This window comes from Achromobacter ruhlandii, from assembly GCF_002082135.1.
Classification (GTDB): domain Bacteria; phylum Pseudomonadota; class Gammaproteobacteria; order Burkholderiales; family Burkholderiaceae_B; genus Achromobacter; species Achromobacter ruhlandii.
Map to the genome: position 1 here is coordinate 1,125,598 of NZ_CP017433.1, position 26,841 is coordinate 1,152,438.

Below are 26,841 nucleotides of genomic sequence, written 5' to 3' on the forward strand. Positions count from 1 at the left end.
GCGGACGACGGCCATGACTTCAGCCTCGATTCCGGCGGCAAAGGGCGCGCAGGCGCCTTTTGCCGTTCGGCGCAACAGCCCGGGCGTGCTGCCCGGTTTCGGCATTTCCATGGGCTACGCGGTGCTGTACCTGAGCGTGCTCGTGTTGATTCCCCTGGCGGCGCTGCCGATCAAGAGCGCCTCGCTGGGCTGGCAGGGCTTCTGGGACGCGGTGACGGCGCCACGGGTGCTGGCGTCCTATCAGCTCACCTTCGGCGCCTCGCTGCTGGCTGCGCTGGTGAACCTGGTGTTCGGCACCATCGTGGCCTGGGTGCTGGTGCGCTACCGCTTTCCCGGCAAGAAGATCCTGGATGCGCTGGTGGATCTGCCGTTCGCGCTGCCCACCGCCGTGGCCGGCATCGCGCTGACCGCGCTGTATGCCGAAAAGGGCTGGCTGGGCGCGCCGCTGGCCAACTGGTTCGGCCTGAAGGTGGCGTTCACGCCGCTGGGCATCGTGATCGCGCTGATCTTCATCGGCGTGCCGTTCGTGGTGCGCACGGTGCAGCCGGTGCTGGAAGACATCGAGCGCGAAATCGAGGAGGCCGCCGCCAGCCTTGGCGCGGATCGCTGGCAGACCATCCGCCGCGTGCTGCTGCCGACCCTGTTGCCGGCGCTGATGACCGGCTTCGCGCTGGCGTTCGCCCGCGCCGTCGGGGAGTATGGCTCGGTGGTTTTCATCGCCGGCAACATGCCGATGGTGTCCGAGATCACGCCGCTGCTGATCATCGCCAAGCTGGAGCAGTTCGACTACGCCGGCGCCGCCGCCATCGCCACCGTGATGTTGGTGCTGTCGTTCGTGCTGCTTTTCGTCATCAATCTGCTGCAGGGCTGGCAGGCCCGTCGCGGCCTGGGGAGACAGGCATGAGCTTTGTTGACCGTCCCGCCCACCTGACCGAGCCGCGCTGGGTGCGCGGCATTCTGCTGTTCCTGGCGCTGGGCTTTCTGGCGCTTTTTCTGCTGGTGCCGCTGGCCGCGGTGTTCTACGAAGCATTCCGCAAAGGCTGGGCGCTCTACCTGGAAGCGATCGTCGAGCCGGACGCCCTGGCCGCGATCCGCCTGACCTTGCTGGTGGCGGCGATCGCCTTGCCCGTCAATCTGGTGTTCGGGGTGGCCGCCGCCTGGGCCATCACCAAGTTCCAGTTCCGCGGCAAGCAGTTCCTCATCACGCTGATCGACCTGCCGTTCTCGGTGTCGCCGGTGGTGGCCGGCCTGGTGTTCGTGCTGCTGTTCGGCACCCAGGGCTGGTTCGGCGGCTGGTTGCAGGCGCACGACCTGAAGATCGTCTACGCCGTGCCCGGCATCATCCTGGCCTCGCTGTTCGTGACCTTTCCCTTCGTCGCGCGCGAGCTGATTCCGCTGATGCAGGCGCAGGGCAGCGAGGAAGAACAGGCCGCGCTGACGCTGGGCGCGAACGGCTGGCAGATCTTCTGGCGGGTGACGCTGCCGAACATCAAGTGGGGCCTGCTGTACGGCGCCATTCTCTGCAATGCGCGCGCCATGGGCGAGTTCGGCGCGGTCTCGGTGGTGTCGGGCCAGATCCGCGGCCTGACCAACACCATGACCCTGCATGTGGAGATTCTCTACAACGAATACCAGTATTCGGCGGCATTCGCGGTGGCCTCGCTTTTGGCGCTGTTGGCGTTGGTGACGCTGGTGGCCAAGAACGTGGTCGAGTGGCGCAACGCGCGCTACCTGAAGGCGGCGGAGCTGCCGGTCGAGTATCCCGGGCCGGCGACGGCCATCAAGCCGGCCGTCGCCTGACGCGGCCGGCCAGACGGAGACAAGCATGAGTATCGAGGTTCGCAATCTATCCAAGCGCTTCGGCCAGTTCCGCGCGCTCAATGACGTATCGCTGCACATCGAGACGGGCGAACTGGTGGCGCTGCTGGGGCCTTCGGGCTGCGGCAAGACCACGCTGTTGCGCATCATCGCCGGGCTGGAATCGGCCGACACGGGCAGCGTGCTGTTCGCCGGCGAGGACGCCACCGCGGTGGACGTGCGCCAGCGCCAGGTCGGTTTCGTGTTCCAGCACTACGCGCTGTTCAAGCACATGACGGTGTTCGAGAACGTTGCCTTCGGCCTGCGCGTCAAGCATCGCTCGCAGCGGCCGCCGGAAGACCAGATCCGGCGCAAGGTGCATGACCTGCTCAACCTGGTGCAGCTCGATTGGCTGGCCGACCGCTACCCGGCGCAGCTGTCGGGCGGCCAGCGCCAGCGTATCGCCCTGGCGCGCGCGCTGGCGGTGGAACCGCGCGTGTTGCTGCTGGACGAGCCGTTCGGCGCGCTCGACGCCAAGGTGCGCAAGGAGCTGCGCCGGTGGCTGCGCCGCCTGCACGATGAGCTGAACGTGGCCAGCGTGTTCGTCACCCACGACCAGGAAGAAGCGCTGGAAGTGGCCGACCGCGTGGTGCTGATGAACGCCGGCAGGATCGAACAGGTCGGCACCCCGCGCGAGGTCTGGGAAGGACCGGCCACGCCGTTCGTCTACGGCTTCCTGGGCGACGTCAATCAATTGCAGGGCGTGGCGAGCCGCGGCGTCTGGGAAGGCGCCGGGCTGTCGTTGCCGGCGCCTGAACTGGCGCAGGCCGAGTCGCAACGCGCCACCGCCTACGTGCGGCCGCACGAATTCGATATCGAACGCTATCACGCTGGCGGCGCCGGCATCCCGGTGCGCCTGTCGCATGCCTACCTGGCCGGCCCCAGCGCCTACCTGGAATTGGCCAGCCAGGATTCCGACGCCGTCATCGAGGCCGAGGTGCCCGAGCATCTCTATCGCGAACTGGCGCTGCGCGATGGCGATATCCTGCTGGCCCGCCCGCGCCGGGCGCGTGTCTTCGCGGTGCAAGCATGACGGCCGCCGATCTCGCCGCCGGCCTGGCGCCGGCCCTTGCGGTTCGCTGGCACGAACTGACCGCGCGGCTGGCGGACGCGCGCCAGCGCTATCCCGACGCGGCGCTGGCCTCGTCGCTGGCGGCCGAGGACATGGTGCTGACGCACGCCATCTACAGCGCCGGCCTGGACCTGGAGGTCTTCACGCTGGACACCGGCCGGCTGCACGCGGAAACGCTGGGCGTGCTGGACGCGGTGCGCGAACGCTACGGACGCGAGATCACCGTGTATCGACCCGATTCCGGGGCGGTCGAGCGCCATGTGGCCGAGCACGGCGCCTACGCCTTCTACGAGAGCGTCGAGCTGCGCAAGGCCTGTTGCCAGATCCGCAAGGTCGAGCCGCTCAAGCGCGCGCTGGCCGGACGCGGCGCCTGGATCACCGGGCAGCGGCGCGCGCAATCGACCACGCGCGGTGAACTGCACCTGGAAGAGGACGACGCCACCTTCGGCCTCTACAAGTTCAACCCGCTGGCCGAATGGAGCGAAGAGGATGTCTGGGGCGTGATCCGCGGCCTGGGCATTCCTTACAACCCGCTGCACGACCAGGGCTATCCGTCCATCGGCTGCGAGCCCTGTACCCGCGCTATCCGCCCGGGCGAAGACCTGCGGGCCGGGCGCTGGTGGTGGGAGTCGTCGGACTCCAAGGAATGCGGCCTGCACGCAGGCAACCGGGTCATTGGCATCGTCGCGGAAACCACGCGCGCCTGACGCCCGTCACGTATCAAGAATTCGTTTTAGGGGAATACCTATGTCCGCAGTGATTCAACGCAGCCACCTGGACTGGCTGGAATCGGAAGCCATTTTCATCATGCGCGAGGTGGCGGCCGAGAGCGAGAAGCCCGTGTTGCTGTTCTCGGGCGGCAAGGATTCGGTGGTGCTGCTGCGCCTGGCCGAAAAGGCGTTCCGGCCGGGGCGCTTTCCGTTCCCGCTGATGCACATCGACACCGGCCACAATTTCGACGAGGTCATCGCCTTCCGCGACGCGCGTGCGGCCGAACTGGGCGAGACCCTGATCGTGCGCAGCGTCGAGGACTCGATCAAGCGCGGCAGCGTGGTGCTGCGGCGCGAGACCGATTCGCGCAACGCGGCGCAGGCCGTGACGCTGCTGGAGGCGATCGAGGAATTCGGCTTCGACGCCTGCATCGGCGGCGCCCGCCGCGACGAGGAAAAGGCGCGCGCCAAGGAGCGCATCTTCTCGTTCCGCGACGAGTTTGGCCAGTGGGACCCCAAGGCCCAGCGCCCGGAACTGTGGAACCTGTTCAACACCAAGGTGCACCGCGGCGAGAACATGCGGGTGTTCCCGATCTCCAACTGGACCGAGCTGGACGTCTGGCAGTACATCCAGCGCGAACAGCTGGCGCTGCCGTCGATCTACTTCAGTCACGAGCGCGAGGTGGTGCGGCGCAAGGGCCTGCTGGTGCCGGTCACGCGCCTGACGCCGCCGCAGGACGGCGACACCGTCGAGCGCCTGTCGGTGCGCTTTCGCACCGTGGGCGACATTTCCTGCACCTGCCCGGTGGCCTCGGATGCCGCCGACACCGCCGCCATTATCGCCGAGACAGCGGTGACCGATATCACCGAGCGCGGCGCCACGCGCATGGACGACCAGACTTCCGAGGCCTCGATGGAGCGCCGCAAGAAGGAAGGCTATTTCTGATCGCACGAGTGGCCGGCGCCTGGCCGGCCGACAGGGGACGCATATGAACGCAGTAAACGATTCTTTTCTTTCGGGCGCCGACTCGGGCGTGCTGCGCCTGATCACGGCGGGATCGGTGGACGACGGCAAATCGACGCTGATCGGCCGCCTGTTGTATGACAGCAAGGGCGTGTTCGCCGACCAGCTCGACGCCATCTCGCGCGCCAAGTACAAGCGCGTGGCCGAGGGCGGCATCGACTTCTCCCTGCTGACCGACGGCCTGGAGGCCGAGCGCGAGCAGGGCATCACCATCGACGTGGCCTACCGCTACTTCTCGACCCCGGCGCGCAAGTTCATCATCGCCGACGCGCCCGGCCACGAGCAGTACACCCGCAACATGGTCACCGGCGCCTCCACCGCCGACGTTGCCGTGATCCTGATCGACGCCACCCGCGCCGCCGATGGCAAGCTGCTGCCGCAGACCAAGCGCCACAGCACCATCGCCCGCCTGCTGGGCATCCGCCACATCGTGGTGGCCGTCAACAAGATGGACCTGGTGGATTGGGACCAGGCCGTGTTCGAGCGCATCCGCGACGCCTACGCCGATCTGGCGTCCCGGCTTGGCATCGCGCACTTCCACGCGCTGCCGCTATCGGCGTTGAACGGCGACAACGTGGTGACGCGGTCGGACAAGACGCCGTGGTACGCCGGCCAGCCGCTGTTGACGCTGCTGGAATCGCTGGAATTGGCCGGTGACGGCGGCGCGGGGCCGCTGCGTTTTCCCGTGCAGTGGGTGTCGCGCCACGACGGCAGCAGCAGGGACGATTTCCGCGGCTACGCGGGCCGCATCGCCAGCGGCGTGCTGCGTCCCGGCGACGAGATCGTGGTGCAGCCGTCGGGCGTGACGGCGCGCGTGCAGGAAGTGCGGCTGTTCGATCGCGCGCTCGATGAAGCGGTGGCGGGCGACTCGGTGACGCTGGTACTGGACCGCGACGTCGACGTCTCGCGCGGTGACGTGATCGTGCACGCGGCCGCGCCGGCGCAAGTCGCGCGCGAATTCGAGGCGGAACTGTGCTGGCTCGATGCGCAGGCGCTCAACCCCGCGCGCAAGTATCTGCTCAAGCATGGCACGCGACTGACGTCGGCGAAGATCCGCGCGGTGCTCTCGCATCGCGACATCCACGAACTGCAGGAAGTGGAGAACACCGAAGGCACGCTGCGCATGAATGACATTGGCCGCGTCGCGTTCACCACGCGCGAGTCGTTGGCGGTCGATCGATACGCCGATGTGCCCGCCACCGGTGCCTTCATCCTGATCGACGAAGCCACGCATCAGACCGCGGCGGCGGGCATGCTTCGGTAAACCGCAAGTCGGGGCGGGAAGAGTCCGCCCCGCACCGGTTTTTGGGTGTTGTTTTTATTCCAAACCCAATGCCGGCGCGGGTTTCCGGGCGATATCGCAAGATGAAATCGAATTGTCCGGACGCCGTCTTCGTCTTGCGGTAAAGTGGGGCTGTCTTACGAAAAGGCTTTTGGTGCTTGTCAAAACCACTGTGTTTTTGTACAGTAGTTTTCATGGCACGCACCGATCATTCTTTTCCCGCCGGTTCTGGGTCCCCGGCTGCCGCCCCCGCCGCCTTGCGCGGTCGGGGTGCGGTTACTAATGTTCGGCATCGCTTCCAGAAAGACGACCGCGCGCAGGTCGATGACGGCTGGTCCGGCTCGGGTCTTCCGGCTGATTTCGTCGATACCGTCCCCGATATTTCCCCTGACGATTCCATCGATAAGACCGGCCTGGCCGATCAGGTCGATGCCCCTGCCTGGGCGGCGGCCACGGTCATCCCCATCCTGCCCGACGTCCGCCGGGCGCCCGCAGCCCCCAAGACCACCGTCACCGCCGAAGAAGCCCGCAAGATCCTGTCGCGCAACGATTCGCCCGACATCCCCTTCGACGTGGCCGTCAATCCCTACCGTGGCTGCGAGCATGGCTGCGTCTATTGCTACGCCCGTCCCACCCATTCCTACCTGGGCTATTCCCCCGGCCTCGACTTCGAAACCCGGCTGGTGGCCAAGGCCAACGCGGTCCAGGCGCTGCGGGCGGAAATCAGCCGGCCCGGCTACAAGCCGTCGCCCATCAACATCGGCTCGGCCACCGACGCCTACCAGCCCATCGAGCGCGACTGGCGCCTGACGCGCGGCATGCTCGAGCTGATGCTCGAGACCCGCCACCCCCTCACCATCGTCACCAAGAACGCCCTGGTGGCGCGCGACCTCGACCTGCTGGCCGCGCTGGCCGAGCAGAAGCTGGTGGTGGTCTACATGAGCATCACCACGCTGGACGCCGACATGGCCCGCACGCTCGAGCCGCGCGCCGCCGCTCCGTGGCGCCGCCTGGAGGCCGTGCGCACCCTGACCGCCGCCGGCGTGCCGGTCGGCGTGCTGGTGGCGCCCGTGATCCCGTTCATCAACGATGACGCCATGGAACACATCCTGCAGGAATCGAAGGCGGCCGGCGCGCACTACGCCAGCTACACCGTCATCCGCCTGCCCTGGGAAGTCAAGACGCTGTTCGAGGACTGGCTCAACGCCCATTTCCCGGACCGCGCCCAGCGGGTGCTCCATCGCATCGAAGACCTGCGCAACGGCCGCCGCAACGATCCCAACTTCGGTTCGCGCATGCGCGGCACCGGCATCTGGGCCGACCTGCTGCGTCAGCGCTTCGCCGTCGCGACCCGCAAGCTGGGCCTGAATCGCCACCGCCTGTCGCTCGACTGCGACCGCTTCCAGCCGCCCGCGTCCGCCGGCGCTTCCGCCTCGTTGTTCACGGCCGCCGCCGGTACGGCCCAAGCCTCCGTTTTTCCATCCCCGGTTGGCGCGCAAGCGTCTTCAGGGGTCCCTTTTCCCAGTGCCATGCCCGTGGCCGGCGCCTACGGGCGCGGTGCGCGCCAACTGCGCGCCATGGTCGCGGGGCAATTGTCGTTGTTCGACTGACCCGTGGCTCGCCCACGGGTTGCCGCCGTGGCGAATTGCCGCGGTTCCTGATTGCGTTACAAGGAGTTCCTCATGAACACCGCTCAACTTTCCGTCCTGCCGGATGAACTTGCCGTCGTCTCGTTGACGCCGCTGCGCCGTGCGGTGCAGCGCGTCCGCGCCCTGGGTGCCCGTTACACCGGCTTGGCCATGCCCTGGGGGGGTGTGCCGGCGGGGCGCCACGCCAGCGCCACGACCGGGGATCTGCTGTCGCCTGCTGGCGGCGAGGCGGGGGCACCCGCCGCAACCGCGCCGCGCCAACGTGAGCGCGCCGGCACATTGCCGGGCAAGTGGCCGTTTCCGCCGGCAGCCGAGCAGGCCGCGCCCACAGTTCGTGGCCCGCGCGAGCGCAGCCTGGGCAACGCCACGGTCGAACCCGTGTCGGATCAGGTCAGCGTGAAAAGCATGGTGCTGGATGTGGTGCTGGTGCTGGCGTGGGGCGCAATGATCCCGGCGCTCATGTGGCTGGGCGTGGCTGGCGGCTTCTGAGGTTGCGCCACCGTCCGGGCCGGTGCGCGGACGCATCCAGGCGCTTCACGCCGCCGGCCCGCGCCAGGGCTGGCGCGCTTTCAGCTCGAACCCAGCAGCACCACGCCGGCCAGGATAGACAGGCAGCCGGCCAGACGGCCGGGGCCGACTTTCTCGCGCAGCAGGAACATGCCAGCCAAGGTGCCCAGCATCATCGACATTTCCCGTGCCGGCGCCACCAGGCTCAGCGGCGCGCCATTGCGCAGCGCGTACAGCACCAGGATGTAGCCCAGCGGCGACAGCAGGCCCACCGCCAGGGCCAGGTGCCAATGGCCGCGCATCAGTTCCCACGCCTGCGCGCGGCGCTTCACCATATGGGGGGTCATCATGGCGGTGCGGGTGACACAGGTGAACCAGTCGAACAGCACCGGGCTGATCAGCAGCACCTTGACGCCATAGGCATCCACTACGGTATAGGCGGCGATGAACAGGCCGATCACCATGCCCCAGCGCACGCCCACCCAGGCCTGCGCGTTGCGGAAGATCGCCAGCCTCCCCTGGGTGGCGATCAACAGCACCCCGATCACCACGCAGAGCATGCCGGCGATGCCCGTGGCGGTGGCCGGTTCACGCAGCAGCAGGAAGGCGCCGGTGGTGGAAAGCAGCGGACCGGTACCCCGGGCGATGGGGTAGACCACCGACAGGTCGGCCACCTGATAGCCGCGTTGCAGGCACAGGCTGTAGCCCAGGTGCAACAGGCTGGAGGTCAGGATCGCCCCGACCACGGGCCAGGTCCAGGTCATGCCGTCATGCAGCAGCACCCACACGACCCAAGGCGCATACAGCACCGAGGCGCACAGCCCATAGGCGAACACAAAGGGAGCGCCCACCATGGCCGCGCGCTTGGCGAGCAGATTCCACGTTGCGTGGGCCATCGCCGCCAGGACGACCAATAACAGGGACGAGTACGACATGAGGGGAACAGCGTCTTATGACGTGTTTGTTACAGAAACCGCTAGGGTACCGCAAACCTGCGGGCAGGGCGCCATGTTACCTGAGGCATCCGCCAATTTTTGGTGTAGAATCATTGGTTTGCCAAATCTCATCCTCTGCTTGCGGTACACGGCCAGGCGCATTTTTCAGCCCCGGCCCGAACAACATCGAACGGCAAAGCGCTTTAGTCCGCAAAGGCATGATGATCTAGGAGTTCTCAATGAACCTTATCGCTATCCTGGAACAGGAAGAGATTGCCCGCCTGACCGGCGGCCAAGCCAAGCCTGAATTTGCTCCTGGTGACACCGTCATCGTGAGCGTGAACGTCGTTGAAGGCACCCGCAAGCGCGTGCAGGCCTTCGAAGGCGTCGTGATCGCCAAGCGCAACCGCGGCCTGAACTCCGCGTTCACCGTGCGCAAGATTTCGTCGGGTGAAGCCGTGGAACGTACGTTCCAGCTGTACTCGCCGCAAATCGCCGGCATCGAAGTCAAGCGCCGCGGCGACGTGCGCCGCGCCAAGCTGTACTACCTGCGCAACCGCTCGGGCAAGTCGGCGCGTATCAAGGAAAAGCTGGTCAGCAAGCAAGCCTCGGCGGCTTGATCGCTTATCGGCACACGGCCCCACCAGTGTCGGACGCTCACGCCATCCAGCGTTTTCGTTCGGCACGGGTTTCCGGGTTAAAAAGGCACCTGCGAGGGTGCCTTTTTTCTTTTTGAAAAGCCGAATGTCTGATTCCTCGTCTTCTGCGCGGCCGCGCCGGCCGCTGGCGCGTCCCGGGTTCGATCCGGCGTCGCAACCCTGGGTGGTCGCCAACGATTCCCTGCCGGCAGTGCCGGCCGGCCTGCTGACGCCCGACCTGCTGCGCGGCACGCTCAGCCAGCCATCCACCTGGACGCTGGAATTGTCGCGCGACAACGACCTGCGTTATCCCGGGCGCGAGGGCGCGCCGGTTCCCGCCGCCGTGCTGATCCCGTTGGTGACGCGCGACGACGGCGTGCACATCATGCTGACCCAGCGCGCGGCGCACCTGCATGATCACGCGGGCCAGATCAGTTTTCCCGGCGGCCGCATCGAAACCAGCGACGCCACGCCGGTCGCGGCGGCGTTGCGCGAGGCGCAAGAGGAAACCGGTCTGCCGGCCAATCATGTCGAGGTGCTGGGCAGCATGCCCCCGTACCTGACCGCCACCGGTTTTTCGATCATTCCCGTGGTGTCGCTGGTGACGCCCGGCTTCCAGCTGGCGCCGGATGCGTTCGAAGTGGCCGAGGTGTTCGAAGTGCCGTTGGCGTTCCTGATGGATCCGGCCAACCATCGCCTGTACGAGGCGCGGCTGGAGGACGGCCGTGTGCGCCACTATTACGGCATGCCGTATGGCCGGCATTTCATCTGGGGCGCCACCGCAGGCATGCTGCGCAACCTTTACCACTTGCTGCGCAACGGCTTCGAGCCGCGTTGAGACCCCCGCTGGCTGGCGGCTCGCCAGGCCGCTGCCCGCCGCTTCAACTGCCGCGAGCCGATCTGCCGTGCGCCCGCCGATCGGATGGCGCGCGCGCCGCGGCGGTGCCTGCCCGTCAATGGCGCCGCTTGCGCGGGCCACGCCGGGAGGCCGCCAACCGGCGGCTCAATACCGCTGTTGTCCCGCCAGGTTCTCGTCCAGGATGCGCAGGTAGAGCGCGTAGCGGGCCGGGTCGATCGCGCCCGCGTCCAGCGCCGCGACCACGCCGCAGCCCGGCTCATGGCGATGGGTGCAGTTGTAGAAGCGGCAGGATTCGATCGGCTTGGTGAATTCCGGGAAGCCGCGAATGATGTCTTCGCGGCTCAGGTGCTGCAGGCCGAAGGCCTGGAATCCGGGGGAATCGATCAGGTCGCCGCCCGGCGCGGGCAGGTGATAGAGGCGGGTGCTGGTGGTGGTGTGCTTGCCCATGTCCAGCGCGGTCGAGTGCTCGCGGGTGGGCGCGGCGGCATCCGGCACCAGCGCGTTCAGCAGGGTCGACTTGCCCATGCCGCTCTGCCCCAGCAGCAGGTTGGTGCGCCCGGCCAGGCGCGGCGCCAGCAGCGTGTGGACCTTTTCGGGTTCGAGCGCGCTCAGTTCGATGATGTCCACGCCCAGCGCGGCGATCGGCGCCAGGCGCGCGCGGGCGGCGGGCAGCGCGTCGACGATGTCGGTCTTGTTCAGGATGATCAACGGCGCGATGCCGGCGCTCCAGGCGCCGGCCAGCGCGCGGCCGGTGAGATCGTCGGAGAAGGTCGGCTGCACCGCCACCACGATCAGCAACTGGTCGACGTTGGAGGCGAACTGCTTGGACCGCATTTCATCGGAGCGGTACAGCAGGTTGCGGCGCGGCAGGATGGCGTCAATGGCGCCTTCGTCCTGGCCCTGGGGCGTGATGCGGACGCGGTCGCCGACGGCGGCGCCGGCTTTCTTGCCGCGCGGGAAGCATTTGCGCAGGCTGCCATCGGCCAGCTCGACGGTGTAGTGGCGGCCGTGCGCCGCGATGATGCGGCCTTCGTCGGCGGCGTTGGCTGGCGCGCTGCCTTGGGGCGCGTCCTGGAAGGCGGCCTTGTTGCGGTCGTTGCTGCTCATGCCGCGGGCGCCGTCAGGTGGCGGATGCGCACGGCGGCGGGGGGGTGACTATCGTAGAAGGCAGAGTGCACGGGATCGGGCGTCAGGGTGGCGGCGTTGTCGTCGTAGAGCTTGACCAGGGCGGAGACCAGGCGGTCGGGCGAGCTCTGCTCGGCCGCGTAGCGGTCGGCCTCGAACTCGTCGCGGCGCGAGTACCAGCTGGCCAGCGGTGTGAAGACGAAAGTGAAAACAGGAATGGCCAGGAAGAACAGCAGCAGCGCCATGGCGTCGTTGCGGCCGCCCAGCTGCGGCAGCACGCCCAGGCCCACGTAGAACCACGGCTGCTGCGCGACCCATCCCAGGATGGCGAAAAAGCCCAGCGCGGCGGCGAAGCTGAACAGGATGCGCTTGATGATGTGGCGCTTGGCGAAGTGGCCGAGTTCGTGCGCCAGCACGGCTTCGATCTCGTCGGCGTTCAGGCGCGCCAGCAGCGTGTCGAAGAACACGATGCGGCGCGAGCGGCCGAAGCCGGTGAAATAGGCGTTGCCGTGGGCCGAGCGGCGCGAGCCGTCCATCACGAACAGGCCGTTGAGGGCAAAGCCGCAGCGCTGGGCCAGGCGCTGGATGCGGCCGGCCAGTTCGGGATCCGACAGCGGCGTGAACTTGTTGAACAGGGGCGCGATGAACATCGGGTAGACGATAAGCAGCGCCAGGTTGAAGGCGGTCCACAACGCCCAGGCCCAGATCCACCAGTATTGTCCCGCGCTGCCCATCAGCCACAGCACCGCTGCCGCCAGCGGCAGCCCCAGCACCGCGGCCACCAGCAGGCCCTTGGCCGCGTCGGAGATGAACAGCTCGGGCGTCATGCGGTTGAAACCGAAGCGCGCTTCCAGCTTGAACTGCCGCCACAGGGTGAAGGGCAGCCCCAGCAGGCCCAGCAGCAGCGCCACGGCCACCAGCAGCAGCATCTGGCGCAGGAAGTCGTTGCTGGTAAGCTGGCCCACCCACAGGTCGATGAGCTGCAGGCCGCCCATCAGCGTCAGGCAGATCAGCAGGATGGCATCATAGGTGCGTTCGAACATGCCCAGCCTCACCCGGGCCACCGTGTAGTCGGCGGCGCGCTGGTGGCTGGCCAGACCGATACGGTGGGAGAATTCCGGTGGCACCTGGTCGCGATGGCGCGCCACATGGCGGATCTGGCGGCTGGCCAGCCACATGCGCACGGCGATATCGGTCAGCAGGAAGGCAACGAACAGCAGAGTGAACATGGGCGATGCGGCCTGCTCAAATGGGTATGTGCGAAAATCGCGTGTTTGAAAACGCGTGTTTTATAGGCAAATTATATGGCTGTGAACGAAAACCGCCTGGTCTGGCTGGATATGGAAATGACCGGCCTGGACCCTGAAAAAGAACGCATCATCGAGGTCGCCGTGGTGGTCACCGAGGCCGACCTGACCGTGGTGGCCGAAGGCCCCGTGCTGGTGGTGCATCAGCCCGACAGCCTGCTCGACGCCATGGACAACTGGAACAAATCCACCCATGGCAAGAGCGGCCTGATCGACAAGGTTCGCGCTTCGACGATTTCCGAAGCGCAGGCAGAGGATACGCTGTTGGCGTTTCTCGCGCAGCACGTGCCGGCCGGCAAGTCGCCGCTGTGCGGCAACACCATCAGCCAGGACCGCCGGTTCATGTTTGCTTACATGCCGCGCCTGGAACAGTTTTTCCACTACCGCAATCTGGACGTCAGCACGCTCAAGGAGCTGGCGCGCCGTTGGGCGCCGGCCGTGTACAAGGGATTCGAGAAGAAGAGCCGCCACGAAGCGCTGGCCGACATCTACGAGTCGATCGACGAACTGAAGTACTACCGCGAACACTTCCTGAAGGTGTAAGCCGCCGCCGAGCCGGCGGCGCCCGCCAGCGAGCCGCCATGCCGTCGTCCTATCCCGTTGCCGTCATTCGCGCGGCCGAACACGAGGCCCTGGCCCAGGGGCGGCGGCTCATGCCGCTGGCCGGTGTGGCCGCGGCGCGTTTCGTCGCGGCCCGCTGCGCGCCGCAAGCCAGGGTGCTGGCGCTGGCCGGTCCGGGCAACAATGGCGGCGATGCCCTGGAAGCGGCGACCCGTCTGCTTGAGCTCGGGTACGACTTGCTGGTTGTGCTCCCCTCGGGCCCCCAATCCCTGCCCACCGACGCCGCGCGGGCCTATGCCGGCTGGATCGCGGCCGGTGGCGTCACCTGCCGGGAATTGACGGCGGATGCGCCGCCGGACCTGGTCATCGACGGCCTGTTCGGCATCGGCCTGAATCGTCCCCTGGGGCCGGCGTGGCAGGCCTTGGTGGACCGCGTCAACGCCTGGAATGTGCCCGTGCTGGCGCTGGACGTGCCCAGCGGCATCGACGCCGACACTGGCGCGGCCTTGGGCCGGCCAGTCCGGGCGCGCTGGACGCTGTCCTTCATCGGCCGGGCAAGGGGCCTGGCGCGGGCGGGGGCGGATGTTGTCGGCGAATCCTGCCTGGAGACGCTGGGCGTGACCCTGCCGCGGGCTGGAGAAGGCGTTTGATCTCCGGGGCGCGTCTTTCATCGTCACGACGCGTCATCGCCGGTATTCCAGATCCGCCGCGCGGCTGGATGGTCCGCGCCGAGGGTAGGGAGGCCCGCTCCGCGTTTCAGGCCGGCCGTCCGCCGAAACGCGTGGCGATGTCGGCGGCCAAGGGGGTGTAGCGCTCATTGTCGCGGCCGGCCAGCGCGTTCAGATGTGCCTCCGAGGCGTCGAACACCTGCCAATAGACGCGCCCGCAGATCTCGCGCGCCGCATGGCCGGGCCAGTCGTCGGGCAGCATGGGGCCGGGCAGGTGCGGGTCGTGCAGCACGATCCGGCGCCAATTGTGCAGCAATATCACGCGAGTGACGAAGGCGTCCGACGGCGACGGCGGGGTCTCCAGCAGTTTTTCCAGCGGTCCGAAATTCCTGCTGAACTGGCGGTACTGTTCGGCCACATCGTCCAGGTTCCAGCACTGCGTGGCCAGGCTGGCTATCGGCAGGCCGCCGGCGCCGGCCAGGTCGCGCGCCGACAGCACCAGTGCCTTGTCCGGAATGCCCAGTTTTTCCAGGATGTCGTGGGCGGCGCGCGCCTCGGTGTGCGGATGGGCGAACAGTCCCGGCGCGATCATGCCGAACCCTTCCCAGACCAGTTCACGGCGCAGTTCCGCGCGCTCGGCGAGCCCGTTGCCGGTGCGCGGCAGCGCCACCAGCGTCCATTGCCCGTTCCATTCCCGCGGCGCGCCCACGTAGATGCGCTGCGACGCGTGCGCCGTGTGGCGCAGGCCCTGCTCGGAAATCAGGTACAGGCTGCGGCGGCCATGGCGTTCGGACTGCAGCCAATTCTGCGCGACCAGCCGGAACACGCTGGTGCGCAACAGGCGTTCGTTGATGCCCAGGGGCGCCAGCAGCTCGATCAGGTCGCCCAGCCAGATGGCGCCGCCGTGCGGCGCCAGGGCGTCCCCCAGCAGGCTGACGCAAAGCGACTTGGCGCGCGGCGGATCGCTTTTGAGCAGGCGTGACAGGTAACGGTCCAGGGGCGACTGAGGGTTTGCCATAAGGGGGGCCGCAAGCGGCCGATATCGGGATCCTGGATATGATACATAAATCCAATGTGATACAGATTTGAGTTTGACAATGGTTTTTTTGTATTAAATAATCCGCCTATGACATGACGGCCCTGCGCGGCGTTCGCTTTGCGCTATCGCAAACCGTCTCAAGGAGACAACCATGTACGCTCAACTCGTCGAAACCGGCGTCAAGCAGGTCAAGACCGCGGACCAGCTCGAAGGCCGCGAACAGACGTTCCAGCGCCGCATCGACGAAGGCGTGCGGATCGAGGCCAAGGACTGGATGCCCGAGGCCTACCGCAAGACCCTGGTGCGCCAGATCTCGCAGCACGCCCACTCCGAAATCGTCGGCATGCTGCCCGAAGGCAACTGGATCACCCGCGCGCCGTCGCTCAAGCGCAAGGCCATCCTGCTGGCCAAAGTGCAGGACGAAGCCGGCCACGGCCTCTACCTCTACAGCGCCGCCGAGACCCTGGGCGTGTCGCGCGACGACCTGATCGACGACCTGCATGCCGGCCGCGCCAAGTACTCCAGCATCTTCAATTACCCCACGCTCAGCTGGGCCGACATCGGCATGATCGGCTGGCTGGTCGACGGCTCGGCCATCATCAACCAGATCCCGCTGTGCCGTTGCTCCTACGGCCCCTACGCCCGCGCCATGGTGCGCGTCTGTAAGGAGGAGTCCTTCCACCAGCGCCAGGGCTACGACCTGCTGATGCAGATGTGCCTGCACGGCACGCCCGAACAGAAGGCGATGGTGCAGGACTCGCTGAACCGCTGGTGGTGGCCGGCGCTCATGATGTTCGGCCCGTCCGACGCCGACTCGCCCAACAGCGCCCAGTCCATGGCCTGGAAGATCAAGCTGTTCTCCAACGACGAGCTGCGCCAGAAGATGGTCGACCAGACCGTGCCGCAGGCCGAATACCTGGGCCTGACCATTCCCGATCCCGAATTGAAGTGGAACGCCGAGCGCGGCCACTACGACTTCGGCGAGATCGACTGGGCCGAGTTCTACGCCGTGCTCAAGGGCAATGGCCCGTGCAACCGCGAGCGCCTGGCGGCGCGCGTCAAGGCGCACGAAGACGGCGCCTGGGTGCGCGAGGCGCTGGTCGCCTACGCCGACAAGCAGGCCGAGCGCAAGGCGGCCTGAGTCCTGGCCGGGCGGCGCCCGGCCTTCCAACTCCTTACTCATCCAATACCCGGGGCGCCACGCGCGTCCGGCATCCGAGGATATCCATCATGAGCAAAGACTGGCCTCTGTGGGAAGTGTTCATCCGCAGCCAGCACGGCCTGGCGCACAAGCACGTCGGCAGCCTGCACGCGCCCGACGCCGAAATGGCGATCAACCACGCCCGCGACGTTTACACCCGCCGCAACGAAGGCCTGAGCATCTGGGTGGTGCGGGCTTCCGACATTTCCGCCAGCAGCCCGGGCGACAAGGATCCCTTGTTCGAGCCGGCCAACAGCAAGGTCTACCGGCATCCCACGTTCTTTCCGATGCCTGAAGAAATCAAGCACATGTAAGGCGGCGGGGGAGACATGGACAAGACTTTCTTCGAATACCTGCTGCGCCTGGGCGACACCACGCTGATCCTGTCGCAACGCCTGGGCGCCTGGACCGGCCACGGCCCGATCCTGGAAGAGGATCTGGCGCTGACCAACACCGCGCTCGACCTGCTGGGCCAGGCCCGCATGTGGCTGACGCTGGCCGGCGAGGTCGAAGGCGCCGGCCGCGACGAAGACGCGCTGGCCTATCTGCGCGATGCCCATCAGTTCCACAATGCGCTGCTGGTCGAACGGCCCAACGGCAACTATGCCGACACCATGGCGCGCCAGTTCCTGTTCGACGTCTGGCACTACTTCCTCTTGCAGCGCCTGGCGCAATCGTCGGACGAGCGCGTGGCCGGCATCGCCGCCAAGTCGCTCAAGGAAGTGACCTACCACGTGCGCCGTTCGTCGGACATGGTGGTGCGCCTGGGCGATGGCACCGAGACCAGCCACGCCAGGATGCAGGCGGCGATCGACGACGCCTGGCGCTTCACCGGCGAGCTGTTCACCGACGACGCGATCGACCAGGACATGGCGGCGCGCGGCATCGGCTGTGAGCTGGCCGCGCTGCGCGCGCCCTGGGAACAGCATGTGCGCGAAGTGCTCGAGGAAGCCACGCTGACCGTGCCGGACTCCGCCGCCGCAAACCACCCGGCCCACCGTGGCGGCCGCCAGGGCCGTCACACCGAGGAACTGGGCTACGTGCTTGCGGAAATGCAGTACCTGCCGCGCGCCTATCCGGGAGCCAAGTGGTGAACGCCGTCGTGCCCGTGTCCATCGAGCAGGTCTACGCCTGGCTGCAGGAGGTCCCCGATCCGGAGATCCCCGTGCTGTCGGTGGTGGACCTGGGCGTGGTGCGGGACGTCGCGTTCGAGGGCGACGCCTGCGTCGTCGTCATCACGCCGACCTACTCCGGCTGCCCCGCGATGCGCGAGATCACCGAAGACATCCGCCAGGTGCTGGCGCGCCACGGCATCGGCGAGGTGCGCGTCGAGACGCGCCTGTCGCCCGCCTGGACCACCGACTGGATGAGCGAGAAGGGCCGCGCCGCGCTCAAGGACTATGGCATCGCCGCGCCCGCGCAACAGGCCATCGACATCTCGGGCATCAGCCGGCGCAACGCCGGGCCCGCCATCGAGTGCCCGCGCTGCGGTTCGCGCGACACGCGCCTGGTCAGCAATTTCGGATCGACCTCGTGCAAGGCGCTGTACCGCTGCGTCAGCTGCCGCGAGCCGTTCGATTACTTCAAGACTCACTGAGAGTGGTTTCGAGAATGAGCCTGAACCAATTCCACCCCCTGAAAGTGGCCTCGGTGGCGCGCAACACGCGCGACGCGGTGGTCGTGACATTCGACCTGCCCGACGCGCTGGCCGATGAATTCGCCTTCCTGCCGGGTCAGTACCTGACGCTGCGCACGCAGCTCAACGGCGAGGAACTGCGCCGTTCCTATTCGATCTGTTCGGCGCCGCGCGACAAGCTGCTGCGCGTGGCGATCAAGAAGGTCGACGAGGGCGTTTTCTCGAGCTGGGCCAACCACGAGCTGCAGCCGGGCCAGACGCTGGAAGTGATGGCGCCGGCCGGCAACTTCACCGTCGACTTCTCGCCTGATAACCAGCGCCACTACGTCGCATTCGCCGTCGGCAGCGGCATCACCCCGGTGTTCTCGCTGGTCAAGACCGCGCTGTCGACGGAGCCGAACAGCAAGTTCACCTTGTTCTTCGGCAACCGCGCCTCGTCCGCCGTGCTGTTCCGCGAAGAAATCGAGGACCTGAAGAACCTGTACATGGACCGCTTCTCGCTGGTCTACGTCATGAGCCGCGAAACCCAGGATATCGAGCTGTTCAACGGCCGCCTGGACGGCGACAAGGTCGACCAGCTGATGTCGGCGTGGATGAGCCCCGAGGATATCGACTACGCTTTTGTCTGCGGTCCGCAGACCATGACCGAGAGCGTGGTCGAGCGGCTGCAGGCCCGCGGCATCCCGAAGGCGAACATCAAGTTCGAACTGTTCGGCGCCCCGAAGGGGCCGCGCGCGTTGCGCACGGGGCAGGACGCCCGCCAGGCGCCCGGCAAGGGCCAGTGCGAGGTGACCGTGGTGCAGGACGGCCACAGCCGCAAGTTCGTGATCGACAAGAACAAAGACAGCGTGCTGGATTCGGCGCTGGCGCAGGGCATCGAGCTGCCGTATTCGTGCAAGGGCGGGGTGTGTTCCACCTGCCGCTGCAAGGTGGTCGAGGGCGAAGTGGACATGGATGCCAACTTCGCCCTGGAAGACTACGAAGTGGCGCGAGGCTTTATCCTGAGCTGCCAGAGCTTTCCGGTCAGCGACCGCCTGGTGATCGACTTCGACCAGGAAACCTGACCCGGCGCGCGCCAGTCAGACCCCCATTCCATTTGGAGAGACGCAGTGTCCCAGAAATTCTTCGAACGCCATCAGCCCCTGCTGGAACAAGCCCTGGCCGCCGCCGCGCTGCGCGGCTACTGGAGCCCGTTCGCCGAGTCGCCCAGCCCCCGCAACTATGGCGAGACCGCCAATGACGACGGCCGCGCCGCCTTCGAGGCGCTGCGCGGCAAGCCGTTCCCGCTGAATCTGCACGACGCCGACGGCACCGTCGGCGGCGAAAAGTCGCCCTACGGCTTCGACCTGGGCATCACCTATCCGCACGTGCCCGCCGCCAAGCTGGTGGCCGCATCCAAGCGCGCGCTGCAGGACTGGCGCCGCGCCGGCCCGCAGGCCTGGGTGGGCGTGTCGCTGGAAATCCTGGCGCGCCTGAACAAGCTGAGCTTCGAGATGGCCTACGCCGTGCAGCACACCACCGGCCAGGGCTTCATGATGGCCTTCCAGGCCGGCGGCCCGCACGCGCAGGACCGCGGCTTCGAGGCCGTGGCCTACGCCTGGCAGGAAATGTCGCGCATTCCCGGCGTCGCCATCTGGGAAAAGCCGCAGGGCAAGAACGATCCCATCCGCATGGAAAAGCACTTCACCGTGGTGCCGCGCGGCGTGGCGCTGGTGATCGGCTGCTCGACCTTCCCGACCTGGAACGGCTACCCCGGCCTGTTCGCCAGCCTGGCCACGGGCAACACCGTCATCGTCAAGCCGCACCCGGGCGCGATCCTGCCGCTGGCGCTGACCGTCAAGGTGGCGCGCGAAGTGCTGCAGGAAGCCGGCTTCGATCCGGATGTGGTGCTGCTGGCCGCGCACACCGCCGAGGAAGACACCGCGCGCCAGCTGGCGCTGGATCCCGCGGTCAAGATCATCGACTTCACCGGCAGCACCGCCAACGGCGACTGGCTGGAAAACAATGCCCGCCAGGCGCTGGTCTACACCGAGAAGGCCGGCGTCAACCAGGTCATCATCGATTCGGCCGCCGACCTGAAGGGCGTGGCGCGCAACCTGGCGTTCTCGCTGGCGTTGTATTCGGGCCAGATGTGCACGGCGCCGCAGAACATCTACGTGCCGCGCGACGGCATCCAGACGCCGGAAGGCCGTGTCAGCTTCGATGAGGTGGCCGCCGCCCTGGGCGCCGCGGTCGACAAGCTCGGCGCCGACGCCGCCAAGGCCGTCGAACTGACCGGCGCGATCCAGAACGAAGGCATCGTCGAACGCATCGAGAAGGCCCGCGCGCTGGGCCTGCCGGTGGTGGCCGACAGCAAGACGCTGACGCACCCGCAGTTCGAGAATGCCCGCGTGCGCACGCCGCTGCTGCTGCGCACCGAGGCCGGCAATCCCGCCATCAGCCAGGAATGGTTCGGCCCGATCGCCTTCGTGGTCGCCACCGATTCCACCGCGCACAGCATCCAGATCGCGCGCGACAGCGTGATCGAGCACGGCGCGTTGTCGCTGTCGGCCTACACCACCAGCAACGAGGTGGCCGAGCAGGTGCAGGAAGCGGCGGAAGAGTCCGGCGTGTCGCTGTCGTTGAACCTGACCGGCGCGGTGTTCGTCAACCAGACCGCGGCATTCAGCGACTTCCACGGCACCGGCGCCAACCCGGCGGCCAACGCGGCGCTGTCCGACTCGGCCTACGTGTCCAATCGCTTCCGCGTGGTGCAGACGCGCCGTCACATCTGAGCGGTGGACCGGACATGACCTACCAAGACATCCAATTCGAACTGGCCGACGGCATCGCCCGCCTGACGCTGAACCGTCCGGACAAGCTCAACAGCTTCACCGCCAACATGCACGCTGAAGTGGCGGATGCGCTGACCCGCGTCGAGACCGAGGGCGCGCGCGTGCTGGTGCTGACCGGTGCCGGCCGCGGCTTCTGCGCCGGCCAGGACCTGAGCGAGCGCAAGCCCGCGCCCGATGGCACGCCGCCCGACCTGGGCGAGACCGTCGACAAGTTCTACGCGCCGCTGGTGCGCCGCCTGAACGCGCTGCCGCTGCCGGTGGTGGTCGGGGTCAATGGCGTGGCGGCGGGGGCGGGCGCCAACCTCGCGTTCGCTGGCGACATCGTCATCGCCAAGGAATCGGCCAATTTCATCCAGTCGTTCTGCAAGCTGGGGCTGATCCCCGACACGGGTGGCACCTTCGTGCTGCCGCGCCTGGTGGGCCGCGCCCGCGCCTTGGGGCTGGCGATGCTGGGCGACAAGCTCAGCGCGCGCCAGGCCGAGGCCTGGGGCCTGATCTGGCAATGCGTGGCCGACGACGCGTTCGACGCCACGCTGGAGAACCTGGCGCAGCACTTCTCGCGCGCGCCGACCAAGGGCCTGGCCTTCACCAAGCGCGCCTTGCAGGCCAGCCTGGGTAACGATCTGGCGACCCAGCTGGACCTGGAGCGCGACATGATGCGCGAACTGGGCCGCAGCGCCGACTACGCCGAAGGCGTGGCCGCGTTCCTGGGCAAGCGCGAACCGCGGTTCAAGGGGCAATGATGAGCAGCACGCACGTTCCGCCCGTCGAGGCGCCGACCGATCCGCAGGAACTGGCACAGGCCGTGGGCACGGTGATGTATGCCGGCGACGCGGCCTCGCAAGGCCTGGACATGAAGGTCGAGGAGATGGCGCCCGGTTATGCGCGCCTGACCATGCGGGTGCGTCCCGACATGCTCAACGGCCACAAGACCTGCCATGGCGGCTTCATCTTCGCGCTGGCCGACAGCGCCTTCGCCTTTTCCTGCAATTCGCGCAACGTCAGCACCGTGGCGTCGGGCTGCACCATCGATTACCTGGCCCCCGGCTTCGAGGGCGACCTGCTGACCGCGGTGGCGCAGGAGCGCTCGCTGGCCGGACGCACCGGGGTGTACGACGTGACGGTCACCAACCAGGATGGCCGCAACGTCGCCCTGTTCCGGGGCCGGTCCTATCGCATCAAGGGGCAGATCGTCGGCACGCCGGCCGAGGCTTGAACGCGTCAACCAACCAGAGACAAGACCACCGGCCGAGGCGGGCGCGCGGCGCGCCCCCCGGATCGGAGGATGCATTCCAGGAGAGAGATAACCATGTCCAACACCATGAGCAAGCCGGGGCTGGACCCCATCGAGCATGCCAGCCAGGATGAGCTGCGCGCGCTGCAGCTCGAGCGCCTGAAGTGGTCGCTCAAGCACGCCTATGAGAACGTGCCGCACTACAAGAAGGCGTTTGACGAGATCGGCGTGCATCCGGACGACTTGAAGCAGCTGTCCGACATTTCGAAGTTCCCGTTCACCACCAAGAAGGAACTGCGCGAGAACTATCCGTTCGGCATGTTCGCGGTGCCGCGCGAGCGCATCTCGCGCATCCACGCCTCCAGCGGCACGACCGGCAAGCCGACCGTGGTGGGCTACACCCAGCGCGACCTGGACAACTGGGCCAACCTGGTGGCGCGCTCGATCCGCGCGGCCGGCGGCAAGCCCGGCGACACGGTGCACGTGGCCTACGGCTACGGCCTGTTCACCGGCGGCCTGGGCGCGCATTACGGCGCCGAACGCCTGGGTTGCACCGTCATCCCGATGTCGGGCGGGCAGACCGAAAAGCAGGTGCAGCTGATCAACGATTTCCGTCCGGACATCATCATGGTCACGCCCTCCTATTTCTGCAATATTCTGGAGGAGCAACGTCGGCAGGGGATTGATCCGCGTCAAAGTTCGCTGCGCATCGGCATCTTCGGCGCCGAGCCCTGGACCGGGCAGATGCGCGCCGATATCGAGGCCGAGGCCGGCATCGACGCGGTCGACATCTATGGCCTGTCCGAAGTGATGGGGCCGGGCGTGGCCAGCGAGTGCGTCGAGACCAAGGACGGCCCGGTGGTGTGGGAAGACCACTTCTACGCCGAGATCATCAATCCGGACACGGGCGAGCCCGTGGCGGACGGCGAGCCGGGCGAACTGGTGTTCACCTCGCTCACCAAGGAAGCGATGCCCATCATCCGCTACCGCACCCGCGACCTGACCCGCCTGTTGCCGCCCACCGCGCGCAGCATGCGCCGCATCGGCAAGATCACCGGCCGCAGCGACGACATGCTGATCGTGCGCGGCGTGAACATGTTCCCGACCCAGGTCGAGGAACTGGTGCTCAAGATCGCGCAACTGGCGCCGCATTATCAGTTGGTGCTGTCGCGCACCGGCAATATGGACGAGCTCGAGATCCTGACGGAAGTCCGCGCCGAGTTCTCGACCCTGTCGGACGCTGAGCGCGCCGCGCTGGGCAAGCAGCTGCAGCATGCGGTCAAGACGCACATCGGTGTCAGCGCCCGCATCCAGGTGTCGGACGCCGGCCACGTCGAGCGCACGCTGACCGGCAAGGCCCGCCGCGTGATCGACAAGCGCCCCAAGGGCTGAGCGCGCTGCGCATCCCCGCCCCCCCGGCAACGGGGCGGGGGCGGCCACGCCGCCATGAAAAAAAGCAGCCCTCGGGCTGCTTTTTTTTGCGCCGTCGCTGCCCGTCGGGCGCGCCGTCAGGCCTGGCGCGCCACGTCGCGCACGATGTGGCGGTACCAGAAGTGCAGCAGCGTGGCCGACAGCGCCAGGCCGACCATGGCCATCAGCCACATGCTGCCCGCCCCCTGCGGCGAGCCGGGCACCAGGATCTCGCGCAGCCCGTCCAGGCCGCCGCGGCCCGGTCCGAAGCCGAACCACCAGCCGCCGACCAGGCCGACGCCGGCTAGCGCCACTGTCTGCAGCAGCAGCGGCACCACCGCGACCTTATAGGCCCGCAGCAGGTAGGAGTTGATGCACTGCATGGAGTCGAACAGGTGGAACAGCGGCAGCACCGCCAGCAGCGTGGTCGCCACCGCGGCCACCTGGGAATTATCGGTGTAGGCCGCCAGGATCAGCGGGCGACCGGCCAGCAGCACTACCGCGGTCAGCAGGGCGCCCATCAGCCCCAGCGCCAGGCCCGCCATGCCGGTGCGGTGGGCATGCGCCAGGTTGCCCGCGCCGATCGCCTGCGCCGTCAGAGCGGCGGTGGCCACGCCCAGCGCCATCGGCATCATGTAGCACAATGCCGCCAGGTTCGACATGATCTGGTGGCCGCCGGTCACGAAGGTGCCTTCGCGTGCCACCAGCAGGGCCATGAAGGTGAAGGCCGACACTTCGACCAGATAGGATCCCCCCATGGGAATGCCCAGGCGCAGCAGTTCTTTCAGCGTCTTCCAGTCGGGCCGGCCGACGTGCAGGTGAAAACGGCGGTAATAGCGGTCGTGGGTGATGACCCACAGGCCCAGCCCCAGGCTCATCCACGACACCACGGCGGTCGCCAGCCCGGCGCCGGTCGCGCCCATCGCCGGCAGGCCCAGGCTGCCGTAGATGAACAGCCAGTTGAAGAAGGCCTTGAACCCGATGGCGGTGAGGTTGATCGCCATCACCAGCTTGGGCCGCGAGACCGAGGTGCCGAGCGCGTAGATGGTGCGGAACACCAGCGCGGCCGGCAGCGCCAGAATCAGCGCCCGCAGGTACGAGGCGATGCGCTCGCGAACGCCGGGATCGACGTCGCCCGACATCGATAGCCAGAAATCCGGAAACAGCATCAGGATGGCGCCCACCGCCGACAGGCCCAGCGCCAGCCACACGCCCTGGCCCCAACTGCGGCCGACTTCGCGATTGTTGCCGGCGCCGAAGTGCTGCGCCAGGATCGGGATGAGGGCGTGAACCACGCCCATCAGGCCCACGAAGACGGTGATGTAGATCGACGCGGACAGCGCCATTGCCGCCAGGTCGTTGGCACTGGCGTGGCCGGTCATGGCGGTGTCCAGCACGCCGAACGAGATGCCGGCCCACTGGCTCACCAGGACCGGCCACGCCTGTTTGGCGATGTTGCGCAGGGTGGCGCCGAAACCGGGCACCGCCGGTTGGGCGGGCGTCATCGGTTGGGGCCGACTCGCAGCAGGCGGAACACTTCTTGGCGGTCGGCGCGGCGTCCGCCCTGCCACAGCACGTCGGCGCTGTCGCTGTAGGCGGCGGTGTTGTCGCGCAAGCTCTGGTTGGTGGTCTGCTGCAGCACCAGCGTGCACTTCGAATCGAACGTGAACGTCAGGTTATTGAAGATCAGGAACGAGGCGCGCTGGCCGCTGCCCAGGCTCAGGCCGCGCACGCATTCGCCCGGCCGGATGTTCTGTTCAATTGCCTGCGCCAGTTCGCCGGATACCGTGCGGTAGCTGCGGGCGTAGTCGACCGCCGGCTGCCACAGCAGCACCAGCAGGATCCAGGTAACGGTCAGGCCGCCGGCCGATAGCACGGTGCCGCGCCACAGCGCCTGGGGCTTGACCCGCAGGCGCCAGACCACCAGCGCGATCCAGCCGATGGTGAAGGCCACGCCCAGGGCGAAGGCGGTCCAGGAAATGACGGGTTCGTAGCCGGTGGTCTGGCGGCCGATGTTGCGGGCGATCTGCGCCGGCCATTGAAAGTGCAGCGCGACCCAGCCGAGCCAGGCCGTGGCCGCCGTCAGCGAAAAACACATCACCGCGAACCAGTCCAGCGTATTGACCACGCCGCGCCGCAAGGTCGGCAGCGAGAACGCGCCCAGCACGGCGCAGGGCACGGCCATCAGCACGTATTCGGAGTCGCTGGCTTCGTCGAGCCCGAACAGCGTCAGCGCCGCGAACACCAGCAGCATCAGCGGCAGCCAGATGTGCGGCGCATAGATCCAGGCGCGCCAGCGCCAGATGGCCACCAGCGCCAGCGGCCAGGTGGGCCACAGGTACCAGGGCAGGTCGCGCAGCGTGCGGCCGACATCGTGCCAGGACGGCACCGCGAACGAGGACAGGTTCCAGCTCTTCCAGTTGCGGATCCAGTATTCGCTGCTGTGGCTGGCGGGGATCCACCAGGCCAGGATCAACGCGGCGGCCAGCAGGGCGGCCCACGGCAGCCAGCGCTTGCACTTCCACAGCGGGCCGCGCGGATAGAACGCCAGCAGGGCGGCGACCATGATCGGCATGGCGCCGACCCAGCCGCGCGTCAGGAAGCTGGCGGCCAGCGCGATGCCCAGGGTGGTGGAGCCGGTGAACGGGCGATCGACGGTGCGCGCCAGCGAGTAGAAGGCCAACGCCTGGCAGGCCATGATGGCCGGCACGACCGTGGTTTCATGGGTGCGCTGCAGGATGCCGACGGTGGCCAGCAGCAGCAGCAAGGCGGCGTCGGCCAGCATGCGGCCGTAGTCGCGCGGTTCCGGCTCGCCGCCGAAGGGCAGCGCCAGCGGTTGGGCCTCGGCGCGGCGGCCGAGCAGATAGGTGCCATACCAGACGCTCATCGCCGTGATGCCGAACCAGAGCAGGTTCGGCAGGCGGCCGGCGGTGATGTCGCCGATGAAGGGGCCGAACAGCCAGATGCAGATCGCGCCGATCCAGGTGATCAGCGGGCCTTCCTCGGCATGCGCCAGGTGCCCCACTTGCGGCAGCAGCCAGGTGATCCCACCCTCGCGGATGGCGGTGATCATCGTCGCCAGGCCGACCGCGTCGTCGGTTTTCCACGGGTCGCGCATGAACAGGCCGGCAACGATGTATGCCAGCGCCAGCCCGAGCAGGATCAGCCTGGGCAGTTTTGCGGTGGCCACGGACGTCAGCCGGGCCGGAGTGGAAATGGAAAGTGGGGACACGGGCGTTAATGTAACCGAGAGATCGGGAAGCGCCAGCCCCCGGCGGCCCGACGAGCAGGGT

27 protein-coding genes are annotated in these 26,841 nt (G+C 67.5%); 21 read left to right on the forward strand and 6 right to left on the reverse strand.

The window, feature by feature from the left end; all coding sequences use genetic code 11:
• Positions 1–13: 13 nt before the first annotated feature.
• The 8 genes from cysT (at position 14) to AruCF_RS05085 (ending at position 8,083) form a co-directional block, all read left to right on the forward strand.
• Complete coding sequence (cysT, locus tag AruCF_RS05050) at positions 14–904, forward strand: sulfate ABC transporter permease subunit CysT (RefSeq protein WP_049072365.1); 891 nt, start codon at positions 14–16, stop codon at positions 902–904.
• Complete coding sequence (gene cysW, locus AruCF_RS05055) at positions 901–1,800, forward strand: sulfate ABC transporter permease subunit CysW (RefSeq protein ID WP_049072367.1); 900 nt, start codon at positions 901–903, stop codon at positions 1,798–1,800. Before cysT ends, cysW begins: the two co-directional genes overlap by 4 nt.
• Before the next feature lie 25 nt (positions 1,801–1,825).
• On the forward strand, positions 1,826–2,890 hold the full coding sequence (locus AruCF_RS05060) for a sulfate/molybdate ABC transporter ATP-binding protein (RefSeq protein WP_049072368.1): 1,065 nt from the start codon (positions 1,826–1,828) through the stop codon (positions 2,888–2,890).
• Positions 2,887–3,636: a phosphoadenylyl-sulfate reductase gene (locus AruCF_RS05065; RefSeq protein WP_049072370.1), complete on the forward strand. Its 750-nt coding sequence runs from the start codon at positions 2,887–2,889 to the stop codon at positions 3,634–3,636. Before AruCF_RS05060 ends, AruCF_RS05065 begins: the two co-directional genes overlap by 4 nt.
• Before the next feature lie 40 nt (positions 3,637–3,676).
• Complete coding sequence (cysD, locus tag AruCF_RS05070) at positions 3,677–4,585, forward strand: sulfate adenylyltransferase subunit CysD (protein ID WP_049072371.1); 909 nt, start codon at positions 3,677–3,679, stop codon at positions 4,583–4,585.
• Between the two features lie 43 nt (positions 4,586–4,628).
• The gene (locus tag AruCF_RS05075) at positions 4,629–5,927 is read left to right on the forward strand and encodes a sulfate adenylyltransferase subunit 1 (protein WP_049072372.1); all 1,299 of its coding nucleotides are present in this window, start codon (positions 4,629–4,631) and stop codon (positions 5,925–5,927) included.
• A 212-nt stretch (positions 5,928–6,139) separates the two neighbouring features.
• A complete protein-coding gene (locus AruCF_RS05080; protein WP_049072373.1) occupies positions 6,140–7,555 on the forward strand; it encodes a PA0069 family radical SAM protein in 1,416 nt (471 codons plus the stop codon).
• 72 nt (positions 7,556–7,627) lie between these two features.
• On the forward strand, positions 7,628–8,083 hold the full coding sequence (locus AruCF_RS05085; protein WP_049072374.1) for a hypothetical protein: 456 nt from the start codon (positions 7,628–7,630) through the stop codon (positions 8,081–8,083).
• Positions 8,084–8,163: 80 nt separating this feature from the next.
• Here AruCF_RS05085 and AruCF_RS05090 read toward each other — a convergent pair whose 3' ends face one another.
• Entirely contained in the window at positions 8,164–9,036 is an 873-nt protein-coding gene (locus tag AruCF_RS05090) for an EamA family transporter (RefSeq protein WP_049072375.1), read from the reverse strand.
• 239 nt (positions 9,037–9,275) lie between these two features.
• On the opposite strand from AruCF_RS05090, the gene rplS reads away from it, so the two are divergent.
• On the forward strand, positions 9,276–9,656 hold the full coding sequence (gene rplS / locus AruCF_RS05095) for a 50S ribosomal protein L19 (RefSeq protein ID WP_006218237.1): 381 nt from the start codon (positions 9,276–9,278) through the stop codon (positions 9,654–9,656).
• Between the two features lie 124 nt (positions 9,657–9,780).
• Positions 9,781–10,512, forward strand: coding sequence for a CoA pyrophosphatase (locus AruCF_RS05100; protein WP_049072377.1), 732 nt, complete (start codon positions 9,781–9,783; stop codon positions 10,510–10,512).
• 165 nt (positions 10,513–10,677) lie between these two features.
• Here the strand turns inward: AruCF_RS05100 and rsgA are convergent, their stop codons facing one another.
• Entirely contained in the window at positions 10,678–11,640 is a 963-nt protein-coding gene (gene rsgA / locus AruCF_RS05105; protein ID WP_049072378.1) for a ribosome small subunit-dependent GTPase A, read from the reverse strand.
• The gene (locus AruCF_RS05110) at positions 11,637–12,887 is read right to left on the reverse strand and encodes a M48 family metallopeptidase (RefSeq protein ID WP_049072380.1); all 1,251 of its coding nucleotides are present in this window, start codon (positions 12,885–12,887) and stop codon (positions 11,637–11,639) included. The genes rsgA and AruCF_RS05110 overlap by 4 nt, the downstream gene beginning before the upstream one ends.
• Positions 12,888–12,962: 75 nt before the next feature.
• On the opposite strand from AruCF_RS05110, the gene orn reads away from it, so the two are divergent.
• Positions 12,963–13,508: an oligoribonuclease gene (gene orn, locus AruCF_RS05115; RefSeq protein WP_049072382.1), complete on the forward strand. Its 546-nt coding sequence runs from the start codon at positions 12,963–12,965 to the stop codon at positions 13,506–13,508.
• A gap of 38 nt (positions 13,509–13,546) precedes the next feature.
• A complete protein-coding gene (locus tag AruCF_RS05120; protein WP_049072384.1) occupies positions 13,547–14,176 on the forward strand; it encodes an NAD(P)H-hydrate epimerase in 630 nt (209 codons plus the stop codon).
• Positions 14,177–14,282: 106 nt separating this feature from the next.
• Here the strand turns inward: AruCF_RS05120 and paaX are convergent, their stop codons facing one another.
• On the reverse strand, positions 14,283–15,212 hold the full coding sequence (paaX, locus tag AruCF_RS05125; RefSeq protein WP_049072386.1) for a phenylacetic acid degradation operon negative regulatory protein PaaX: 930 nt from the start codon (positions 15,210–15,212) through the stop codon (positions 14,283–14,285).
• A gap of 172 nt (positions 15,213–15,384) precedes the next feature.
• Here paaX and paaA point away from each other — a divergent pair, with 172 nt between their 5' ends.
• The 9 genes from paaA (at position 15,385) to paaK (ending at position 23,530) form a co-directional block, all read left to right on the forward strand.
• A complete protein-coding gene (gene paaA, locus AruCF_RS05130) occupies positions 15,385–16,374 on the forward strand; it encodes a 1,2-phenylacetyl-CoA epoxidase subunit PaaA (protein WP_049072388.1) in 990 nt (329 codons plus the stop codon).
• A gap of 89 nt (positions 16,375–16,463) precedes the next feature.
• Positions 16,464–16,748 carry a 1,2-phenylacetyl-CoA epoxidase subunit PaaB gene (paaB, locus tag AruCF_RS05135; RefSeq protein ID WP_006388300.1) on the forward strand — a complete coding sequence of 95 codons (285 nt, stop codon included), beginning with the start codon at positions 16,464–16,466 and terminating at the stop codon, positions 16,746–16,748.
• Between the two features lie 15 nt (positions 16,749–16,763).
• Complete coding sequence (paaC, locus tag AruCF_RS05140; protein WP_020924565.1) at positions 16,764–17,528, forward strand: 1,2-phenylacetyl-CoA epoxidase subunit PaaC; 765 nt, start codon at positions 16,764–16,766, stop codon at positions 17,526–17,528.
• Positions 17,525–18,031 (forward strand): 1,2-phenylacetyl-CoA epoxidase subunit PaaD, encoded by a 507-nt coding sequence (gene paaD, locus AruCF_RS05145; RefSeq protein WP_049077577.1) that lies wholly within the window; start codon positions 17,525–17,527, stop codon positions 18,029–18,031. Before paaC ends, paaD begins: the two co-directional genes overlap by 4 nt.
• A 14-nt stretch (positions 18,032–18,045) precedes the next feature.
• Positions 18,046–19,134 carry a 1,2-phenylacetyl-CoA epoxidase subunit PaaE gene (gene paaE / locus AruCF_RS05150; protein WP_049072389.1) on the forward strand — a complete coding sequence of 363 codons (1,089 nt, stop codon included), beginning with the start codon at positions 18,046–18,048 and terminating at the stop codon, positions 19,132–19,134.
• A gap of 45 nt (positions 19,135–19,179) precedes the next feature.
• The gene (gene paaN, locus AruCF_RS05155; RefSeq protein ID WP_049072390.1) at positions 19,180–20,844 is read left to right on the forward strand and encodes a phenylacetic acid degradation protein PaaN; all 1,665 of its coding nucleotides are present in this window, start codon (positions 19,180–19,182) and stop codon (positions 20,842–20,844) included.
• Between the two features lie 14 nt (positions 20,845–20,858).
• A complete protein-coding gene (gene paaG / locus AruCF_RS05160; RefSeq protein WP_049072391.1) occupies positions 20,859–21,647 on the forward strand; it encodes a 2-(1,2-epoxy-1,2-dihydrophenyl)acetyl-CoA isomerase PaaG in 789 nt (262 codons plus the stop codon).
• Positions 21,647–22,120 carry a hydroxyphenylacetyl-CoA thioesterase PaaI gene (paaI, locus tag AruCF_RS05165; protein WP_049072392.1) on the forward strand — a complete coding sequence of 158 codons (474 nt, stop codon included), beginning with the start codon at positions 21,647–21,649 and terminating at the stop codon, positions 22,118–22,120. Before paaG ends, paaI begins: the two co-directional genes overlap by 1 nt.
• Before the next feature lie 93 nt (positions 22,121–22,213).
• A complete protein-coding gene (paaK, locus tag AruCF_RS05170; RefSeq protein WP_049072393.1) occupies positions 22,214–23,530 on the forward strand; it encodes a phenylacetate--CoA ligase PaaK in 1,317 nt (438 codons plus the stop codon).
• A gap of 116 nt (positions 23,531–23,646) precedes the next feature.
• Here the strand turns inward: paaK and AruCF_RS05175 are convergent, their stop codons facing one another.
• Complete coding sequence (locus AruCF_RS05175; RefSeq protein WP_049072394.1) at positions 23,647–25,053, reverse strand: MATE family efflux transporter; 1,407 nt, start codon at positions 25,051–25,053, stop codon at positions 23,647–23,649.
• Positions 25,050–26,780, reverse strand: coding sequence for an ArnT family glycosyltransferase (locus AruCF_RS05180; protein ID WP_049072395.1), 1,731 nt, complete (start codon positions 26,778–26,780; stop codon positions 25,050–25,052). Before AruCF_RS05180 ends, AruCF_RS05175 begins: the two co-directional genes overlap by 4 nt.
• Positions 26,781–26,841 lie beyond the last annotated feature (61 nt).